At 66.4% G+C, this 21829-nt stretch carries 1 protein-coding gene; it reads left to right on the top strand.

Annotated features, from left to right (window positions below; genetic code table 11):
• Nucleotides 1–21: 21 nt before the first annotated feature.
• A complete protein-coding gene (locus CH306_RS01055; protein WP_094645388.1) occupies nt 22–21795 on the top strand; it encodes a non-ribosomal peptide synthetase in 21774 nt (7257 codons plus the stop codon).
• The last annotated feature ends 34 nt before the right edge of the window (nt 21796–21829 follow it).

The raw sequence follows: 21829 nt of genomic DNA, 5'->3' as shown, positions 1-21829 counted from the left end.
TCGATCAGGAGGAAAAGTTAGATGGCGGTAGGACGTCGAAGCGATGCAGCTCTGACGGTCGAGGACCTTCCGCGCTTGGTTCGGAGCGTTGCAGCGGTCGAACCCGACCGCGTGGCTCTCACGCACCTCGGTACGGAACTGACCTACGCCCGCCTGGACGAGGAGATCACCACCCTCGACGCGGCCATGGGAGGCGTCCTCGGCCCCGACGCGCTGGTCCCGGTCGTGCTGTCCAACACCCTCGCGGGCCTGATCGAGGCCACCGAAGGTGGTCTGGACTCGGTCGTGTCGACCGTCGTCACCGATGCTGTGTCCGTTCTCGGTGCCGACGATTCGACGTCGAGTTCTGCCGATCCCGAAGCCACCACGCTGTACGCGCTGTTCGCCGATCAGGCCGAGCGCACCCCGGACGCACCTGCGCTGGTCTTCGGCGACGAGACTCGCACCTACGCCGAGTTCGCCGCTTCTGTCGAGCGTCTCGCCAGAGTACTGATCGCACAGGGTGTCGGCCCCGATTCAGCGGTGGGACTGTCGATCCGTCGATCGTTCGATCTGCTGGTGGGTATGTACGCGATCTCCGCAGCAGGCGGAGCATACGTTCCGCTGGACCCGGACCATCCGGTCGATCGACTCGGGTACGTTCTCGACATCGCGAACCCGGTCTTGGTTCTGACGACCACGACGGACATGCCTCGGTTGCCCGAGGGCACCGTCACCGTTCTCGTCGACGACGTCGACCTGACCGAGGTGCCGGAAGGGCGGATCACCGATGCCGACCGGCGCGGAGCCCTGACCGAGGACGACCTCGCCTACGTCATCTTCACCTCCGGTTCGACGGGACGTCCGAAGGGCGTGGCGGTGAGCCACCGGGCCATCGTCGCCAACATCTCCTGGCGTCAGCGCGAATATGCGATGAGCACCGACGACGTCGTGCTGCAGAAGACACCGTTCACGTTCGACGTATCGGTGTGGGAGTTCTTCTGGCCGTTGCAGATCGGTGCCACGCTCGTGATTGCGGAGCCCGAGGGCCACCGCGACCCCGCCTACCTCGCCCGCGTCATCGGCGAGCGCAGCGTGAGCGTGACGCACTTCGTCCCGTCCATGCTCTCGGTGTACGTCGCCGAACCCACTGCTGCGCAGGCCGATTCACTCCGAATGGTGTTCGCCTCCGGCGAGGCACTCCCGGCGCGCACCGTCAACGCGTTCCACTCCATCTCGAACGCGGAACTGCACAATCTGTACGGGCCGACGGAAGCGGCCGTCGACGTCACGTACTACCGAACCCAACAGGTGGAAGAGGCCTCGGTTCCCATCGGCGCCGCCGTCGACGACACCGACCTGTATGTGCTCGACGAAGGGCTGCGGCGATCGCCCCGCGGAGTCGAGGGTGAGCTCTATCTCGCGGGCGTGCAGCTCGCTCGCGGATACCTCGGACGCGCCGACCTGACCGCCGACCGGTTCGTGGCCGACCCGTTCGGTGAGCCGGGTGACCGCATGTACCGCACCGGCGACCTGGTGCGCCGACGCGGCGACGGCCTCATCGAGTACATCGGGCGCACCGACTTCCAGATCAAGCTACGCGGCCTGCGCATCGAGCTGGGCGAAATCGAATCGGCGCTGCTCGCCGAGCCCGAGGTGACTCAGGCGGCCGTGCTGCTCCATTCGTCCGAGCAGTCGGAACAGCAGCTCGTCGGATACGTCGTCAGCACCGATCCCGATCTCGATCACGACGGCCTCGCGGACGCCGTGCGACGGCGCATGCCGGAGTACATGGTGCCGTCGGTGTTCGTCGTCCTGGACGAGTTTCCGCTCAACGCGAGCGGCAAACTCGACCGGAAAGCGCTGCCTGCACCCGATTTCGCATCGCAGGTGCAGGAATACCGCGCACCGAGCACCGAGACCGAGACCGCGTTGGTCTCGATCTTCGAGACCGTGCTCGGTATCGAACGCATCGGTGTCGACGACGACTTCTTCGCACTCGGCGGCAACTCCCTCAACGCCACCCGCGTGATCGCGCGGGTCAACGCCGAACGTGGTTCGGCCGTCGACGTCCGTGCCTTCTTCGACGCTCCCACCGTTGCCGAACTCGCCGCGGCCGTTGACGCGTCGGATTCGACCGGCCACCGCATTCCGTTGACCGCGCAGCCGGATCACGACCACGTCCCGCTGTCGCTGGCTCAGCAGCGCATGTGGTTCCTCAACAGATTCGAGCCCGAATCCGCCGTCAACAACATCCCGGTGGCCCTGACCCTGTCCGGTGCACTCGACCTCACGGCGCTGCGTGCCGCGCTCGCCGACGTTCTCGATCGGCACGAGTCGCTGCGCACCGTGTTCCCGGACCGCGACGGTGTCGGCTACCAGCACGTACTCCCATCCGATTCGGCCACAGTCGAACTGGAGATCTCGGCGGCGGACGAGGCGGAGCTTCCCGCCACCCTGCTCGAGTTCGCTCTACGCCCGTTCGACCTGTCGGTGCAGCTACCCTTCCGGACATTGCTGCTCGCGTTGTCGGACACCGAGCACGTGCTCGCGTTCGTGGTCCACCACATCGCCGCCGACGGATTCTCCATGGGTCCGCTCACTCGCGACGTGGTGACGGCCTACGTTGCCCGCTCGAACGGCCACGATCCGCAGTGGACTCCGCTCGAGGTGCAGTACGCCGACTTCACGCTGTGGCAGAGAAAGGTTCTCGGCAACGAGGACGACCCCGAGTCGGTGCTCTCGGCTCAGCAGGAATATTGGCGCGGACGCCTCGGCGGAGCGCCCGACCAACTGGAACTGCCGACCGACCGGCCCCGTCCTGCCGTCGCCACCACCCGAGGTGGCACGTACAAGTTCGAGATCGATGCAGACCTGGTTTTCTCGCTCGAGAAGCTCGGCCGCGCACACGGTGCGACCACCTTCATGGTCGTGCACGCCGCACTGGCGATTCTGCTCGCCAAACTCTCTGCCAGCGAGGACATCTCGATCGGAACACCGGTGGCCGGACGTGGCGACGCAGTGCTCGACAACGTCATCGGTATGTTCGTCAACACCCTGGTTCTGCGCACCGCCGTCGAATCGGACGCGACGTTCGAGGACTTCCTGCGTGAGGTGAGAGGCGTCGACCTCGCGGCGTTCTCGCACGCCGACGTACCGTTCGAGAAGCTGGTCGACGCGTTGGCTCCGGCGCGGTCGCAGGCCCGCCATCCGCTGTTCCAGGTTATGCTCACGTTCCAGAATCTCGACCAGACCTCGGTGGAGATCCCGGGTCTTCGCGTTGCCGCACTCGACTACGAGGCGGATCTGGCGAAGTTCGACCTGCAGGTGACGTTGTGGAATTCGATTGCCGCAGAAGGCGAGCCGTCGGGTCTGACCGTGGCGCTGACCTACGCCGCCGACCTCTTCGACGAATCCACCATGGCCGAATTCGGTCGGCGGTTCGAGCGGATTCTGGCAGCGATCACCGACTCGCCCACGGCCACGATCGGTGACATCCACCTGATCGACCCGGCCGAGCGTACGTCTGTTCTCGCGCTCGGTGCCGGAGAGCCGTCCGAAATCGATTCGGGCACAACGCTGGTCGACCTGTTCGATCGTCAGGTGGCCGAGACTCCGGATGCGCAGGCGTTGGTGTTCGAGGGTGAGCGGTTGACGTATGCGGAGTTCGCGGGGCGTGCGAATCGTCTTGCGCGACTTCTGGTGTCGGTGGGGGTTGGTCCTGATTCGCTGGTGGGGCTCGCGATCGGGCGGAGTCTGGACCTGTTCGTGGGTATGTATGCGATCGTGAAGGCCGGTGCGGGGTACGTGCCGATCGATCCGTCGCAGCCGGCGGATCGCAACGAGTACATCGTGGCGACGGCGGCTCCGGTTCGGGTGTTGTCGACGACGCGTGATCATGTGCAGTTCGCGGGGGTCGAGACGGTCGATATCGACGCTGTCGATGTGTCGGGTCTGTCGCCGTTGCCGTTGTCCGATGCCGAGCGCACGGCACCGTTGCGGGCGTCGAATCTCGCGTATGTGATCTTCACGTCGGGTTCGACGGGTCGTCCGAAGGGTGTGGGGGTTTCGCACGAGGCGATCGTGAATCGGTTGTTGTGGATGCAGCACGAGTACGGGTTGACCGCCGGGGATGTGGTGTTGCAGAAGACTCCGTCGACGTTCGATGTGTCGGTGTGGGAGTTCTTCTGGGCGTTGCAGAACGGTGCGTCGGTGGCCATCGCTGTTCCGGATGGTCATCGGGATGCGTTGTATCTGCTCGATGTGATTGCTCGTGAGCATGTGTCGGTGGTGCACTTCGTGCCGTCGATGATGTCGGTGTTCGTACCCGAAGCTCGGCGCGCACCGCACGCTGCCGAATCGCTCCGCCTGGTCTTCGCCTCCGGCGAAGCGCTTCCCCCCACGACAGCGCATGCGTTGCGCGCTGCCCTGCCACAACTGTCACTGCACAACCTGTACGGCCCCACCGAGGCTGCGGTCGACGTGACCTATCACGCGGTCACGGACGAGGACTCGGAAGTCATGCCCATCGGTGCGCCGGTGTGGAACACCTCTGTCTACGTACTCGACTCGCACCTGGTTCCGGTACCGGCAGGGGTGACCGGCGAGCTCTATCTCGCAGGCACCCAGCTGGCCCGCGGCTACGTGGGACGCCCCGACCTGACCGCGGACCGCTTCGTCGCGGATCCGTTCGGACCCGGGGGTTCTCGGATGTACCGCACCGGTGACGTGGTGCGGTGGCTCCCCGATGGTGAACTGGAGTACATCGGTCGGTCGGACTTCCAGGTGAAGCTGCGTGGCCTGCGTATCGAACTCGGCGAGATCGAATCGGCATTGCTGGAACTGTCCGGCATCGAGCAAGCGGTGGTGCTGGTCCGTCGAGACCAGCTGGTGGGCTACGTCGTTCCCGCCGACGGACCGGTCGACCACAGCCAGGTCCTCGGGGCGCTGCGTGAACGATTGGCCGAGTACATGGTTCCGGCCGCACTGGTCGAACTGGCCGAGTTCCCACTCGGTGCCAGTGGCAAGCTCGACCGAAAAGCGCTGCCGGATCCGCACTTCCAGGCGACCGAGTACCGGGCTCCGACGAATCCCATGGAGGAGATCGTCGGCGAGGTGTTCGCTGCCGTTCTCGGCATCGACCGCATCGGCGTCGACGACGACTTCTTCGCCCTCGGCGGAAACTCGCTCGTCGCAACCCGGGTCGCCTCGCGGCTGGGTACCGAGTTGCGCACGACCGTGCCCGTCCGCGTGATGTTCGAGGCCAGTACCGTTGCGGCCCTGGCGGCAGCATTGGAAAGCCATGTCGGAAACGGGACTTCGGCACCGTTGGTGCCGCAGGAGCGCCCCGAGCAGATCCCGCTCTCCCTGGCACAGCAGCGGATGTGGTTCCTGAACCGCTTCGAGCCCGAATCCGCCGTCAACAACATTCCGGTGGCCATCCGGCTCTCCGGTGCGCTGAACGTCTCCGCGCTGCAGTCCGCAGTCACCGATGTCCTCGACCGACACGAAGCGCTGCGCACCGTGTACCCGAGCGTGGACGGCACCGGGCACCAGGTGGTCCTGTCCGCCGCGTCCGTCGCACCGGACCTGACCCCGATCGCCTCCTCGGCGGAACAGGTGATCGGCGACCTCGTCGCCTTCGCGTCCGAGGGCTTCGACGTGACGGAGTCGGCTCCGTTGCGCGCCAAGCTCTTCCGAATCTCGGACGACGAGTACGTGCTCGTGTTCGTGGTACACCACATCAGCGCCGACGGTTGGTCGATGGGTCCGCTGACCCGCGACGTCATGACTGCGTACGTGGCCCGAGTGGCCGGAGACTCTCCCGCGTGGACACCACTGGCGGTGCAGTACGCCGACTTCGCCGTATGGCAGCGTGACGTTCTCGGAGACGACACCGAACCGGGCAGCCTGATGGCAACGCAGGCCGACTACTGGCGTACTGCACTGGCGGATCTGCCGAGCGAGCTGACCTTGCCGTACGACCGGCCCCGTCCGGCGGTGCAGTCGTACGAGGGCGGGCGATTCCAGTTCGACATCGATGCCGAGGTGCACGAGTCGCTGACCGAGCTGGCCAAGTCGACCGGAACCACGTTGTTCATGGTCGTCCACGGTGCCCTCGCCCTGTTCCTGGCGCGGATGTCGACCTCCGACGACGTCGCCGTCGGTACGGCCGTGGCCGGACGAGGCGAGGCAGTACTCGACGACGTGATCGGCATGTTCGTCAACACGTTGGTGCTGCGCACGAAGGTCGACCGAAGCCGAGGATTCACCGAACTGCTGGCACAGATCCGTGACGTGGACCTCGAGGCGTTCGCGCACGCGGACATCCCGTTCGAGCGACTGGTCGATCTGCTCGAGCCCGAACGGTCGACGGCGCGTCATCCGCTGTTCCAGGTGGCGATCGCCTTCGAGAACCTCCCGCCGAGCCACTTCGAGCTTCCGGGACTCACGGTCTCCGCCGTGGACGTCGAGGTCGACACCGCCAAGTTCGACCTGTCGTTGACCCTGCACGAGAAGCCCGGTGGAGCCGGTCTCGCGGCCAGCTTCGTCTATGCGCGGGATCTGTTCGACGAGAAGACGATCGAAGTGTTCTCGCGCCGATTCCGGTGGTTGCTCGACGCGGTTGCCACCACACCGGACGTTCCGGTCGGCGACCTGTCGATTCTCTACGACGACGAGTACGACCGCCTCACACACGTGCACGGTGACGACGTGCTGGCCGGCGGCACCCTGGCCGAGATACTCACGGCCGGAGCCGCCCTCGATCCGTCGGCCGTGGCCATCAGGTACGAGGGACGATCGATCTCCTACGCCGAACTCGACGCGACCTCCTCCCAGCTCGCCCGCGTTCTCATCGAACGCGGTGCGGGCCCCGAATCCGTTGTGGCACTGGCATTTCAACGCTCCTACCTCATGGTGCTGGCGGTGTGGGCAGTGGCGAAGTCGGGTGCGGCCCACCTGCCCGTCGATCCCACGTATCCGGAGGACCGAATCGGGCACATGATCGCGGACTCCGGTGCCATGCTCGGTCTGACCACCAGCGCGCATTCGGATGCGCTGTCCGCCGGACACCCGAGTCTTCCGTGGTCGAGCCTCGACGACGACGAGTTCGTGGCCGAGGTCCGCACGCGGTCCGCCGAGCCGGTCACCGACGCCGACCGACTGCGGCCCGTCACGTTCCAGAACCCGGCCTACGTCATCTACACCTCCGGCTCGACGGGTAAGCCGAAGGGCGTCGTCGTCACACACGCCGGACTCGGCGGTGTTCTCGATGCAGCAACCGACCTGTACCACCTGAAGCCGGCCTCGAGGTTCCTGCACGTCTGCTCGCCCAACTTCGATCCTTCGGTCCTGGAGTGGATGGCAGCGTTCTCCGTCGGCGCGACGTTGGTGGTCGTACCGGCATCGATTCTCGGCGGCACCGAGCTGTCCGAACTGCTGAAGGCGGAGAAGGTCACCCACACCATCATCACCCCGGCAGTTCTGGGCACGATGGATCCGCACGGTATCGACTCGCTCGAAGTGCTCTCGGTCGGCGGCGATGTGACCACTCCCGAACTGCTCGCCCGATGGGCACCGGGCCGAAAGTACTTCAACGGATACGGGCCGACCGAGACGACGATCATCTCGAGCTTCGCCGAGTTGACGCCCGGCGCACCGATCACCATCGGTCGACCCATCCACGGCATGTCCGTGCTCATCCTCGATTCCCGACTCGAACCGGTTCCGACCGGTGTCGCGGGTGACCTCTATCTGTCGGGCGGTGCGCTCGCTCGCGGCTATCTCGGAAGGCCCGGTCTGTCTTCCGAGCGCTTCGTGGCCAACCCGTACGGCATCGACGGCGCACGGATGTACCGCACCGGCGACGTGGTGCGGTGGACGGACGACCTGCAGCTGCAGTTCGTGGGACGCACCGATTTCCAGGTGAAGGTGCGCGGATTCCGCATCGAGCTCGGCGAGATCGACTCGGCGCTCGCCGCCGATCCCAGCGTCGATTTCGCAGTGACAGTGGGTCATCTGCTTCCCTCCGGCGTCACGACTCTCGTGTCCTACGTTCTGCCCGTGCGCGGCAGCGTGATCGATGTCGAGGAACTCGCCGCCTTCGTCGGAAAGTCATTGCCGGGGTACATGATTCCGGCGTCCATCGTGGTTCTCGATACGATCCCGCTGACCCCGGTCGGCAAGCTCGACCGGACCGCACTACCTGCCCCGGTGTTCGAGGCCGGTCGGTTCAGGGCACCCACCACCGCGGTCGAGGAGACCGTCGCCGATGTGTTCGCCGGTGTGCTCGGCATCGACCGGGTGGGGCTCGACGACGACTTCTTCGCACTCGGCGGAAACTCGCTGATCGCAACGCAGGTCGTCTCGCGGCTCGGCGCGGCTCTGGACACCGTGGTGCCGGTACGGGCCCTGTTCGAGAGCCCGACCGTTGCGGCGCTGGCGGCGCACGTGGAGACAGCCGTCGGGTCCGGTTCCAGGGCGACACTGGCACCGAGACCGCGTCCGGAACGCCCGCCCCTGTCGTCGGCCCAGCAGCGCTACTGGTTCCTGAACCGGTTCGACACCACGTCGTCGGTGGACAACATCCCGTTCGCGGTGCGGCTGTCGGGTGACCTCGACGTCGCGGCGTTGCACTCGGCCGTTCTCGACGTTCTCGAACGTCACGAATCGCTGCGGACGCAGTACCCCGATTCGCCCGAAGGCCCGTACCAGCAGGTACTTCCGGCCGCCGAGGTCTCCCTGGACCTGACCGTCCGCGACCTGTCCGCCGGTGAGCAGGACGATGTCGCGGCGGTCGTCGGGGAATTCTTCCGACGCGGCTTCGACGTCACCGCCGAGGTGCCGGTCGATGCCCGACTGTTCCGCGTCGCCGATGCCGAGTACGTTCTGGCATTCGTCGTCCACCACGTCTCGGCGGACGGAGCCTCGATGGGCCCGTTGGCAGTGGACATCATGACTGCGTACACCGCGCGCTCGACCGGTAGCGCGCCGGACTGGGAACCGCTCCCCGTGCAGTACGTCGACTTCGCCTTGTGGCAGCGTGACGTACTCGGTTCCGAATCCGATCCCGATTCACTTGCCGCCCGGCAGGTTTCGTTCTGGAAGCAGGCTCTGGCCGAGCTGCCGGATCAGCTGGCGCTTCCCGCCGATCGCCCACGCCCGCCGAGCCAGAGCTTCCGTGGCGACACGGTGCGTTTCACCGTCGACGCGGGACTGCACGAGGGTCTCGCCGAACTTGCACGCGCACATCGGTCCACGCTGTTCATGGTCGTGCACTCGGCGTTCGCGGTGTTCCTGGCCAAGCTCTCCGGTTCCGAGGACATCGCCATCGGCAGCCCCATCGCCGGCCGCGGCGAGCGTGCCCTCGATCCCATGATCGGAATGTTCGTCAACACGTTGGTGTTCCGGTCGACGGTCGAGCCGTCGATGACGTTCGAGGAGCTGCTCGCGCAGTCGCGCGAGCGTGACCTGTCCGCATTCGCGCATGCGGATGTGCCGTTCGAGCGCCTCGTCGAGGTTCTCAACCCGGTCCGTTCGACCGCCCGCAACCCGTTGTTCCAGATCGGCCTGAGTTTCCAGAACCTCGCCGATTCGACGTTCGAGCTCCCCGGGCTGACGGTCAGTGCGGTCGACGCCGACACGACGACGGCCAAGACCGATCTGCAGCTGTCGATATCGGACCAGTACGAATCGGATGGTTCACCGGCCGAGTTGGCGGCCGAATTCAGTTACGCCACAGACCTGTTCGACCGATCGACCATCGACGGTTTCGTCGAGCGATTCGTCGAGGTGCTGCGGGCCGTGGCGAACGACCCCTCGGTCGTCGTCGGGGATCTCGATGTCCTCACTGCGACCGAACGCAACACCATCGTGCACGAATGGAACGACACCGCGCATCCGGTCGACTCCGATCCGACCCTGGCGGCACTGTTCGACCGTCGGGTGCAGGCGGACCCGGACGCGATCGCGCTGATCGATGCACGGCAATCGCTGACCTACCGTGAGTTCGACGCACGGATCAACCGGCTTGCGCGGGTCCTGATCGCTTCGGGGGTCGGCCCCCAGGTGACCGTGGCCCTGGCGATCCGCAGGTCCGTCGAGTTGCTGGTGGCCATGTACGCAGTCACCAAGGCCGGCGGCGCGTACGTGCCGATCGACCCCGATCAGCCCGCGGACCGGAACACCTACATCCTCGAGGTCGCCGCTCCGGCGCTCGTGCTCAGCACCGCCGGTGTCGACATCGACACCGCAACGGTGCCGGTCGTGTCGATCGACACCGACCCCAGGCTGCACGGTTCGGATGCGGCGTTGTCCGATGCGCCCGTCACCGACGCCGAGCGCACCGCTCCGCTGCGCGCCGCCAACACCGCGTACGTCATCTTCACGTCCGGATCGACCGGTCGACCCAAGGGCGTCGCGGTGAGCCACCGCGCGATCGTCAACCAGTTGCTCTGGCAGGCAGAGCATTACGGAATCGACAGCACCGACCGGGTGCTGCTCAAAACCGCAGCGACGTTCGACCTGTCCGTCTGGGAATTCTGGGTTGCGACGATCTCCGGCGGTGCCGTCGTGATCGCCGAGGCCGGTGCACAGGGTGATGCGGCCTATCTGGTGGACCTGATCGCCGAACGATCGGTCACCACGCTGCACACCGTGCCCTCCGTGCTCGACGCCCTCGTCGCCGCGTCGGCGGGATCACTTCCCGAGAGTCTGAAGAGGATCCTGGCGATCGGTGAGGCGCTTCCGGTGGCGACCGCAGACCGCGCACTGCGTGCCTCCACCGCGCGACTGGACAACCTGTACGGCCCGACGGAAGCCGCTGTGTCGGTGACCGCACATCGCGTCGCCCGGACGAGCGGCACCTCCGTACCCATCGGTGAACCCGAATGGAACACTCGGGTCTACGTCCTGGACTCACGCCTGGCACCGGTACCGGTTGGCGTGGCAGGCGAGCTCTATCTCGCGGGCGTGCAGCTGGCCGAGGGCTACGTCGCTCGGCCGGACCTGACCGCGGAGCGCTTCGTGGCCGACCCGTTCACTCCGGGCGGACGGCTGTACCGCACCGGCGACCTCGTCACCTGGCGCAAGGACGGCCAACTCGAGTACGTCGGCCGAACCGACTTCCAGGTCAAGATCCGTGGATTCCGCATCGAACTCGGTGACATCGATGCTGCACTGGGGTCGCTGAGCGAGGTCGGCGACGTTGCGGTGCTTGCACTCGACGACACCGGACTCGGTGCCCGGCTCGTGGCCTACGTTGTGCCCGCTGCCGGTGCCACGGTGGACCCCGACGGGCTGCGCTCGGCTCTGTCCGGCCGGCTGCCGTCGTACATGGTTCCGTCGGCTTTCGTGATCCTCGATGCATTGCCTCGCAACGCCAACGGGAAGCTGGACCGAAAAGCGTTGCCGGAGCCGCAGTTCGAGACCGTACAGTTCCGCGCACCGACCAACCCGGTCGAAGAGGCAGTGGCGACGGTGTTCGCCGAGGTGCTCTCGGTGGAACGCGTCGGTCTGGACGACGACTTCTTCGCGCTCGGCGGCAACTCGCTGATCGCGACCCAGGTGGTCTCCCGACTGGGAGCCGCGCTCGACACTCAGGTGCCGGTGCGATCGATATTCGAGTCGCCGACCGTTCTCTCGCTCGCCCGTGCCGTCGAATCCAAGGTGGGCACCGGTGCACGACGGGCCCTCACGGCACGTCCGCGGCCCGACGTGGTTCCGCTGTCGATGGCGCAGCAGCGCATGTGGTTCCTGAGCCAGTTCGATCCGACCTCTGCCGTGAACAACATTCCGGTGGCAATTCGGTTGTCCGGCAATATCGATGCCGATGCTCTGTCGAGTGCCGTCCTCGATGTGATCGCACGCCACGAAATTCTGCGCACCGTCTACCCGGAGGTCGACGGACGAGGCAGTCAGGTGGTTCTCGGTACCGCCGAGGCGGGCGTGACGGTGGCCGTCGACGACGTCGATGCCGGCTCCGTGGAGCAGGTCCTGCGAACCTTCGTCTCGGCCGGATTCGACGTGACCCGTGCCGTTCCGGTTCGGGTCCGGATTCTGCGGCTGAGCGAGTCCGAGTACGTACTGGCGTTCGTGGCGCACCACATCGCCGCGGATGGATTCTCGATGGGACCGCTGACCCGGGACGTCATGCTCGCCTACACCGCCCGCGTAGCGGGGGAGAGTCCGCAGTGGGCACCACTTGCCGTGCAGTACGCGGACTACACCCTGTGGCAGCGGGACGTCCTCGGTTCGGCGGACGACCCCGAGTCGCCACTGGCAGCTCAGTTGGCGTACTGGACGGCGGTCCTCGCGGGAGCGCCGGCGCAGCTCGATCTGGCCACCGACCGTCCACGGCCCGCCGTGGCGTCGTATCGTGGTGCGGCGTACAACTTCTCGATCGATGCGGCCCTGCAGTCGAACATCGCCCGCCTCGCTCGATCCGCCAATGCGACCGACTTCATGGTGGTGCACACCGCCCTGGCCGTGTTGCTGTCTTCGATGGCGGGAACCGACGACGTCACGATCGGAACCCCGGTGGCAGGCCGAGGCGACGCCGATCTGGACGGACTCGTCGGCATGTTCGTCAACACGCTCGCGCTGCGTACCGGGGTGAACCCGGCGGCGTCGTTGCGCGAGCAACTGGCGCTCGTCCGAGACGCCGATCTCGGTGCCTTCGGGCATGCCGACGTGCCGTTCGAGCGGCTCGTCGACGAGCTGGCACCGGACAGGTCTCAGGCCAGGCATCCGATCTTCCAGGTCATGCTGACCTTCCAGAACCTCGAACGGCAGACGTTGACGCTGCCCGAGCTCGTTGTCGAGGGAATAGACCTCGGCAGCGCGTTCGCCAAGTTCGATCTGCAGGTCACACTGTGGGAGAACGTCGACGAATCCGGCGCTCCCGCCGGTATCGACGTCCAATTCGATTACGCCACAGATCTGTTCGACGAGTCGACCATGAGTTCGCTCGCGCGTCGCCTGGTGCGCGTTCTCGGCACTCTCGTCGACGACCCGGATCGCGTGGTCGGTGACGTCGACATTCTCGAGGACGGTGAGCGCTCGCGCGTCCTGGAGGAGTGGAACGCGACCGGGCACGAGGTGGATGTTGCGGCGACGCTGGTGTCCCTGTTCGAGTCCCGGGTTGCGGCGAGCCCGGAGAACATCGCGACGAGCTTCGGCGACGAACGGGTGAGCTATCGCGAGTTCTCGGACCGCGTGAACGCACTGGCGCGAGTTCTCGTCTCGGAAGGGGTGGGCCCGGAAACCGTCGTGGCGACCGCCATGCGGCGATCGGTCGACATGCTGGTGGGCATCTATGCGGTGCTCACCGCCGGTGGTGCCTACGTTCCGGTCGATCCGGATCTGCCCTCCGAACGAATCGGGTACATCCTCGACACCGCGGCACCGGTGGTCCTGCTCACGACCGAGCGAGACGGCACCGAACTCCGATCCGATGTCACCCGAATCCTGGTCGACGCCGTCGACACCACAGGTGTGTCCGCTGCACCGATGACCGACGCCGAGCGGATCGCACCGCTGCGGCCCGCCGACATCGCCTACGTCATCTTCACGTCCGGATCGACCGGTCGCCCCAAGGGTGTCGCGGTGAGCCACGAGTCGATCGTCAACCGATTGCTGTGGATGCAGGCGGAGTACTCACTCACCGAGAGCGACAAGGTGTTGCAGAAGACGCCGGTCACGTTCGACGTGTCGGTGTGGGAGCTGTTCTGGCCGTTGCAGATCGGTGCCGAGCTCGTGATCGCCGAACCCGACGGTCATCGGGATCCGATCTACCTGGTGAACACCGTCGCCGAACGCGGTATCACCGTTGCCCACTTCGTGCCCTCGCTGCTCGCGGTGTTCGCCGCCGCCGACGGCGTCTCGAAGTGCACCGGTTTGCGTGCGGTCTTCGCCTCCGGCGAGGCGCTGCCTGCCTCGGTCGCCTCGGCCCTGCGCGCTGCACTGCCGACCACCGAGCTGCACAACCTGTACGGGCCGACCGAGGCCGCAGTCGACGTGACCTACCACCGCGTGGTGCCGGCCGACATCGCGTCGGTCCCCATCGGCGCTCCGGTCTGGAACACCCGAGTCACCGTGCTCGATGCACGCCTGCACCCGGTTCCGGTCGGGGTACCCGGGGAGCTGTATCTCGCCGGGGTTCAACTCGCCCGTGGATATCTGGGGCGGGCGGACCTCACCGCGGACCGGTTCGTCGCCGACCCGCACGGCACTGCCGGGTCGAGGATGTACCGCACCGGAGACCTGGTTCGGTGGACCACCGACGGTGAGCTCGAATACCTCGGTCGCACCGACTTCCAGGTCAAACTGCGCGGACTGCGGATAGAGCTGGGCGAAATCGAGGCCGCGCTGACGGCACACCCGTCCGTCGACCAGGCTGTGGTCCTCGTGCGTCGGACGCCGTCGGCCGGTGAAATCCTGGTGGGCTACCTCGTGCCCGCTGCCGGGGCGGCGATCGACGCCGACGCGGTCACCGCTGCCGTCGCCGCATCGGTGCCCGAGTACATGGTTCCCGCCGGTCTCGTGACTCTCGACGCCTTGCCGCTCGGCCCGAACGGCAAGCTCGACCGACGAGCGCTACCGGAACCGGAGTTCGGAAGCGACGCCGAATACCGCACCGCCAGTACCGATACCGAACGCATCATCGCGGAGGTCTTCGCGGACGTGCTCGGACTCGACACCGTCGGCGTCGACGATTCGTTCTTCGCGCTCGGGGGCGACAGCATCGTCTCCATCCAGCTGGTCTCCCGCGCGAAGGCACGGGGAATCCAATTCGGGCCACGAGATGTGTTCGAGCGCAAGACCGTCGCGGGTCTCGCCGAGATCGCGGTGACCGTCGGCGAAGGCAGCGACGCGGTCGTGCTCGAGGAACTCGACGGCGGTGGAATCGGCTGGATGCCGTTGCCGCCGTTCGGTGCCGCACTGATGGAGCGCAGTGGGGGCCGGTCGCGCTTCCACCAGGCCGTCACGCTCGAACTCCCGATCGGCATAGACCGAGCCGGAATTCTCGCGACGCTGAACGCCGTGATCGATCGACACGACGTGGTGCGCTCCACCCTGGTCCACGACGACCGTGGGTGGGGGCTCGACGCTGCGGCACCGGGGAGTGTCGACGCGGGCTCGTTGCTGACCGTGGCCGACACGGATTCCGCTGCAACGGCATTCGATTCCGCTGTCGGAACCCTCGACCCCGAGGCCGGGCGCATGCTGGCCTTCGTATGGGTCGATCACGGCCCCACCGAAGCAGGCACGCTCTCCGTCATCGCCCATCACCTCGTGATCGACGGAGTGTCCTGGCGAATCCTGATCCCCGACTTCGTCTCCGCGTGGGCACAGTTGTCCGCGGGAGCGAACCCGGCTCTTCCCGAGGTGGGAACGTCGATGCGGCGGTGGACGCATGCGTTGGTCGATGCGGCCTCGAGCCAGGCGCGCCTGGCGGAACTGCCGATGTGGCGTCGGATCGCCGACACCGAGGACCCCGTTCTCGGCGAGCGTCCCTTCGATCCTGCACTCGACGTCGTTGCCACCCTCGACAGGGTCGATGTCGAACTGACACCCGAGGTGACCCGCAGTCTGTTGACGACCGTGCCGGAGATCTTCCGCGGTGGCGTCGCCGACGGGTTGCTCGCCGGGTTGGCGCTCGCGGTCACGAAACTGCGTGCGGAGCACGGAATGTCGGCACCGGCCACGCTGGTGCAGCTCGAAGGGCACGGCCGCGAGGAAGCAGTGGTGCCTGGAGCCGATCTGGGACGCACCGTCGGCTGGCTGACCAGCCTGTTCCCGGTGCGCCTCGACCTCACCGGTATCGACGTCGATGCCGCATTCGCCGGTGGCCGGCAATTGAGCGAGGCGGTCAAGGCGGTCAAGGAGCAGATGCTGGAGCTGCCCGAGCGAGGAATGGGCTGGGGACTGTTGCGGTACCTCAACCCCGAGACCGCAGCGGAGCTCTCCGAACTCGGCACCGGCCAGATCAGCTTCAACTACCTCGGACGCGTCAACACCGGCGAGGTGCCGGACGAGATGAAGTCGCTCGGATGGCTACCCGCAGCGGACAACGAGCTGTCGGCGGCCGGTGACGCCGACATGGCTGCCAACAAGACCGTCGACATCAATGCCATCGTCCTCGACACCGACGACGGCGGCGTACTGAGTGCGTCGTTCGCATTCCCGACCGGAGCGGTGGCCGAGGCGACCGTCGAGCGGCTCGCACAGCTGTGGTCGGACGCGTTGACCGCGCTCGCAGCGCATGCCGAGGCCCCCGGCTCGGGTGGCCTGACGCCGTCGGACGTGCCGCTGGTTCGGCTCTCACAGCCCGACATCTCGTCCTTCGAGGCGCGGTACCCGGAGCTGACGGACATCTGGTCTCTGTCGCCGCTGCAGCAGGGACTGCTCTTCCACGCACTGTTCGCGGACGCGTCGATCGACGTCTACACGATGCAGGTGGTGCTCGACCTCGCCGGTGACGTCGACGACGATCGCCTGCACCGCGCGGCGCAGACACTCCTGGACCGGTACGACAATCTACGGACGTCCTTCACCGCGACCGCGGACGGCGAGACGGTGCAGATCGTCCAGCGAAATGTTCGGCTGCCCTGGAACACGATCGATCTGTCCCATCTCGACGGACCCGAACGCGACGCTGCCGTGGCCGACGCTCTGGCCGCGGATCAGCGTCGACACTTCGATGTCTCCACCGCGCCGCTGTTGCGATTCCTGCTCGTCAGGATCACGCCGACCACGTACAAGCTCGCGATGACCAATCATCACGTGTTGCTCGACGGATGGTCGTTGCCGCTGGTGATGAAGGAACTGTTGTACCTGTACGCGGCGCAGAGCTCCACCGAGTCGCTGCCTCGGGTGCGGACGTATCGCTCGTACCTGGCGTGGCTCGATCAACAGGACCCGGCTGCGTCTCTGAGCGCGTGGACTCGGGCACTGGACGGTGTCGAGGAACCGACCTTCGTCGCTCCGCCGAGTGTCGGACGAGAGATCTCGTCGAGATCGGCCGAGGCGGAGTCGTCGACCGATGTCGAGACCACTGCGGCGCTCGTAGCGCTCGGTGGCAGGCTCGGCGTCACCGTCAACACTCTGGTGCAGGCGGCGTACGGTCTGCTGGTCGCTCACATCACCGGACGAACCGACGTCGTGTTCGGTGCAACGGTTTCCGGTCGGCCCGCAGGTCTGCCGGGCGTGGAGTCGATGATCGGGCTGTTCATCAACACCATTCCGGTCCGAGTGCGATTCGACCCGGCGGAGACGGTGGAGTCGTACCTCGGCCGGATCCAGGGTGAACAAGCAGATCTTCTCGACCATCACCACATGGGGCTGGTCGACATCCAGCGGGCGATCGGCGTCGGCAATCTGTTCGACACGCTGACCATCTTCGAGTCCTACCCGGTGGACGAAGCGCAACTGACGCAACAGGCCGCGGCCATCGACGGCATGACCGTCGAGGGCGTGAGCTCCAACGACAACACCCACTACCCGCTGACGCTGCTCGTCGTGGCCGAGGACCGAATCTCGTTCACGCTCAAGTACATCAGTGATCTGTTCGATCCCGCGTACATCGACTCCGTGCTGGCACGCCTGGTCGGCATACTCGAGACCTTCGTATCCGACACCACGGTCGCGGTCGGCGACATCGATCTACTCGGGGCTCGAGAACGAACCCGCGTGATCGAGACCTGGAACGACACCGCGCACGAGGTCGACGCAGGCGTCATGCTGACCGAGCAGTTCCGGGCCCGAGTGGTTGCGAATCCGGATGCGCCGGCAGTGGTGTTCGAGGACACGACCGTCACGTATGCGGAGTTCTCGGATCGGGTCGAACGCCTGGCGCGACACCTGGTGTCTCTCGGTGTCGGGCCGCAATCGCTCGTCGCACTCGGAATGCGGCGCGGGATCGACCTCATGGTCGGCATCTATGCCGTCCTCGAAGCCGGTGGTGCCTACGTGCCCATCGATCCGGACCACCCCTCGGATCGAATCGAGTACATCCTCGACACCGCGGAGCCGGTCGTCGTCCTCTCCACCAGTGGTGATCGGGCGGGTCTACCCGAGCGTTTCCCGATTCTCGAACTCGACACTCTCGACCTCACCGTTCACGCGACCGGTGCGTTGACCGACGCCGATCGACTGGCACCGGTGCGCCCGGGAAACACCGCCTACGTCATCTTCACCTCGGGATCGACGGGACGACCCAAGGGCGTTGCGGTGTCGCACCGAGCCGTCGTCAACGAGATGGCCTGGATGGTGCAGCAGTATTCGCTCGACGCGAACGATGTCTACATGCAGAAGACTGCAACGACATTCGACGTGTCGCTGTGGGGATTCTTCCTACCGCTCTGGGTCGGTGCAACGGTTGTTCTGGCCACACCGGACGGCCATCGCGATCCCGCGTACGTCGCCGATCGGATCGCTCGGCACGGCGTGACCATCACCGATTTCGTACCGTCGATGCTCACGGTGTTCGCCGCGTACGCCACAGCGGAACAGTGCCGTTCGCTTCGGCACGTGTTCGTGGTCGGCGAAGCGCTACCGCCGGAAACGGTGACCGATTTCCGAGCGATCAGCTCGGCCGGCATTCACAACCTGTACGGGCCGACCGAAGCCGCGGTGACGGTGACGTTCTGGGAGACCAGGCCGGGGGATGTCTCGACGGTTCCGATCGGTGCGCCGGAGTGGAACACCCAGGCCTACGTTCTCGACGGGCGACTGCACCCGGTGGCAGCAGGAACCGCGGGTGAGCTGTATCTGGCGGGCACCCAGCTCGCCGACGGCTATCTCGGCCGCGTCGACCTGACGATGGACCGGTTCGTGGCCAACCCGTTCGCCACCAACGGTGACCGGATGTACCGCACCGGTGACCTGGTCAGATGGCGTCCGGGCCAGGACACGGTCGGGGTGCTCGAGTACATCGGACGCACCGACTTCCAGGTCAAGTTCCGTGGCCAGCGTATAGAACTCGGCGAGATCGAGACCGCGCTGTTGACTCATCCCGACGTCAATCAGGCCACCGCGGTGGTCGCGACGACAGGTGCCGGAGATCAGCTCGTGGGCTACGTCGTTCCCGGGCCGGACCGAACGCTGGACCCGGCCGAGGTGCGCACGTTCGTCGGCGGTGCACTGCCGGCATACATGGTGCCGTCCACGGTGATGGTGCTCTCGGAGTTCCCGCTCAACACCAGTGGCAAGCTGGACCGAAAAGCATTGCCGCAACCAGTGTTCGAGGTCAAGACGTTCCGCGCTCCCGCAACTGCCGTCGAGGAGACGATCGCGCAGATCTACGCCGAACTGCTCGGCGTGGAGCGCGTCGGATCGGACGACGACTTCTTCGATCTCGGCGGCAACTCGCTCATCGCGACCCGGGTCGCCGCACGCGTCGCTGCGGCGCTCGGCAAGAAGGTCGGTGTTCGAGATCTGTTCGAGGCCTCGACCGTTGCCGCGCTCGCAGCTCGGGCCGAATCGCGTATCGACGACGCGAACGACGTGCCGTTGCGGCGACGGGCACCCGGCGGACGGGTTCCGCTCTCGCTCGCCCAGCAGCGCATGTGGGTACTCAACCGACTGGACCCCGATTCCGGGGCGTACAACATGCCGTTGGCCCTGCGTCTCCGGGGTGAATTGGACGTCGCTGCTTTGCAGGCTGCGGTGACCTCGACGGTGGAACGCCACGAGTCGCTTCGTACCCGGTATCCGGAGGACACCGATGGTTCGCCCTACCAGGAGATCATGGACGTCGAGGGTGTCGTTCCCGACCTGACGCCCGTCGATGCGCCGAGCGATGCCGACACCGCCGATCGTGTTCGCGCGATGATCCACGGCGGCTTCGATGTCACCGCGGCACCACCGATCCGCGGAGCCCTGTTCCGCACCGGCCCGGACGAGCACGTGTTCGTCATCGTCATGCACCACATCAGTGGGGACGGCGCGTCCATGACGCCCCTGGCCCGCGACGTCATGACCGCTTACCTCGCTGCAGCCTCGGGAAATGCCTACACTCCCGAACCGCTGACGGTGCAGTACGCCGACTTCGCCGTGTGGCAACGTCAGGTCCTGGGATCGGACAGCGATCCCAGCTCGATACTGTCCGAGCAGTTGGCATTCTGGGCGGACGAACTGGCCGGCATCACTCCGGTCGTGTCGCTGCCGTGGGACCGACCTCGGCCTGCCACCGCGACACTGCGCGGGGCCGGATTGAGTACCCAGCTCGACGAATCGACCCACTCCGGGCTCGTCGCCATCGCGCGCGAGAACAACGCCACCCTGTTCATGGTGCTGCACGCGGTACTCGGCGTGTTGTTGTCGAGAATGAGTGGCTCGCGCGACTTCGCGGTCGGCACACCCATCGCCGGCCGCGGGCACGAACAACTCGACGGGCTCGTCGGGATGTTCGTCAACACACTGGCGTTGCGGACGAACGTCGACCCGGACGCCACCTTCGCAGAACTGTTGAACACGCTGCGCGAGAACGACCTTCGGGCGTTCGCCAACTCCGACGTGCCGTTCGAGCGAGTGGTCGACGCCATCGCCCCGGACCGACATGCCGGGTACACCCCGCTGTTCCAGACCGTCCTGTCGGTCGAACCGCACGGCGATGCGCGCTTCGAGCTGCCGAACCTGGTGGTCGAACCCGTGAGCGGCTTCGAGCCGACGGCGAAGTTCGATCTGCAGGTGACGGTGGAGACACAGCACGCCGAAGGGGAGTCGGGGACCGGAACCCTGATCGTGGAGTGGGTGTACGCCGCCGACATCTTCGACGAGTCCACCGTGGCATCGCTGGCAGCCCGATTCACTCGTATCGCCGAGGCCGTGGCGGTAACACCGTCTGCGATCGTCGGAGACATCGACGTACTCGATGCCGCCGAACGAGCGGTGCTGTCCGACGCGCGAGAGACCACGGATACCGGTTCGGCACCGGTTCGATCGGATCTGACACTGCCCCAGGTGCTCACCACCGCGGTCGACACCGATCCCGATGCGCCCGCACTGTCCACGGGCGGTGCCGAGACGACCTACCGTGAGCTCGACGAGCAGTCGTCGCGTCTGGCCCGCCTCCTGATCGACCACGGCGTCGGGCCGGGCGTCGTCGTCGCCGTCGCCATCGTGGACGGGGTTCAGGCCGTCGCGACGCGTTGGGCGGTCGCGAAAGCGGGAGCGGCCCTCGTTCCCGTCGATCCGGCAGATTCGGACGGTACGACCGCGTCGGTCGAGCCGACGGGCGCGACGGTTGCGGTCGTCGACGAAGACGACGTACCGGCATGGGCCGGGTCGATGACGGTCGTCCCACTCGGCCGCACCGACATCGTCGATGCGATCGCCGCCCATTCCCCGCGACCGGTGACCTACACCGATCGGACCGCGGTTCTCGGGCCCGACAGTCCGGCCCTGGTCGGGAACGACGGAACCGTCGTCGATCACGGAACCCTCGCGGCACTGGCGGCGAGAGCCGTCACCGAGTGGTCGGTCGAATACGATTCGCGGCTCGCGGTTCCCGCTCGTTTCGACACCGCTGCGGCGGTGCTGGCCGGAGTGGTCGCGGTGACGGCAGGTGCGGCCCTGATCCTCGATCAGGCGCAGTCGGCCGAGGACGCCGCCGAGATCGTGTCCGCGGAATGGGCGACGCACGCGTTCCTCACCGCAGCAGCGATCGCTGCCCTCGAAGAGTCGGCATCCGACGATCGGGAGGATCTCGTCGCCGTCGTTTCGGTCGACGGTGACCGCCACGAGGCGATGCAGGACGGGATCCCGGTGCACCGTCTGCCTGAACCGATCGGGACGGGCCGACCGATAGGCTGAGGCCAACTGCAACGCCGACCACCGCGTGAACGAT

Origin of the sequence: Rhodococcus sp. 15-725-2-2b (assembly GCF_002259075.1) — a bacterium.
Lineage (GTDB): Bacteria > Actinomycetota > Actinomycetes > Mycobacteriales > Mycobacteriaceae > Rhodococcoides.
This window is presented reverse-complemented; position numbering and strand designations above follow the sequence as displayed.

Bases quoted from the DNA above. Each gene is read 5' to 3' on its own strand.
- CH306_RS01055 (WP_094645388.1), top strand. From the start codon at position 22: ATGGCGGTAGGACGTCGAAGCGATGCAGCTCTGACGGTCGAGGACCTT.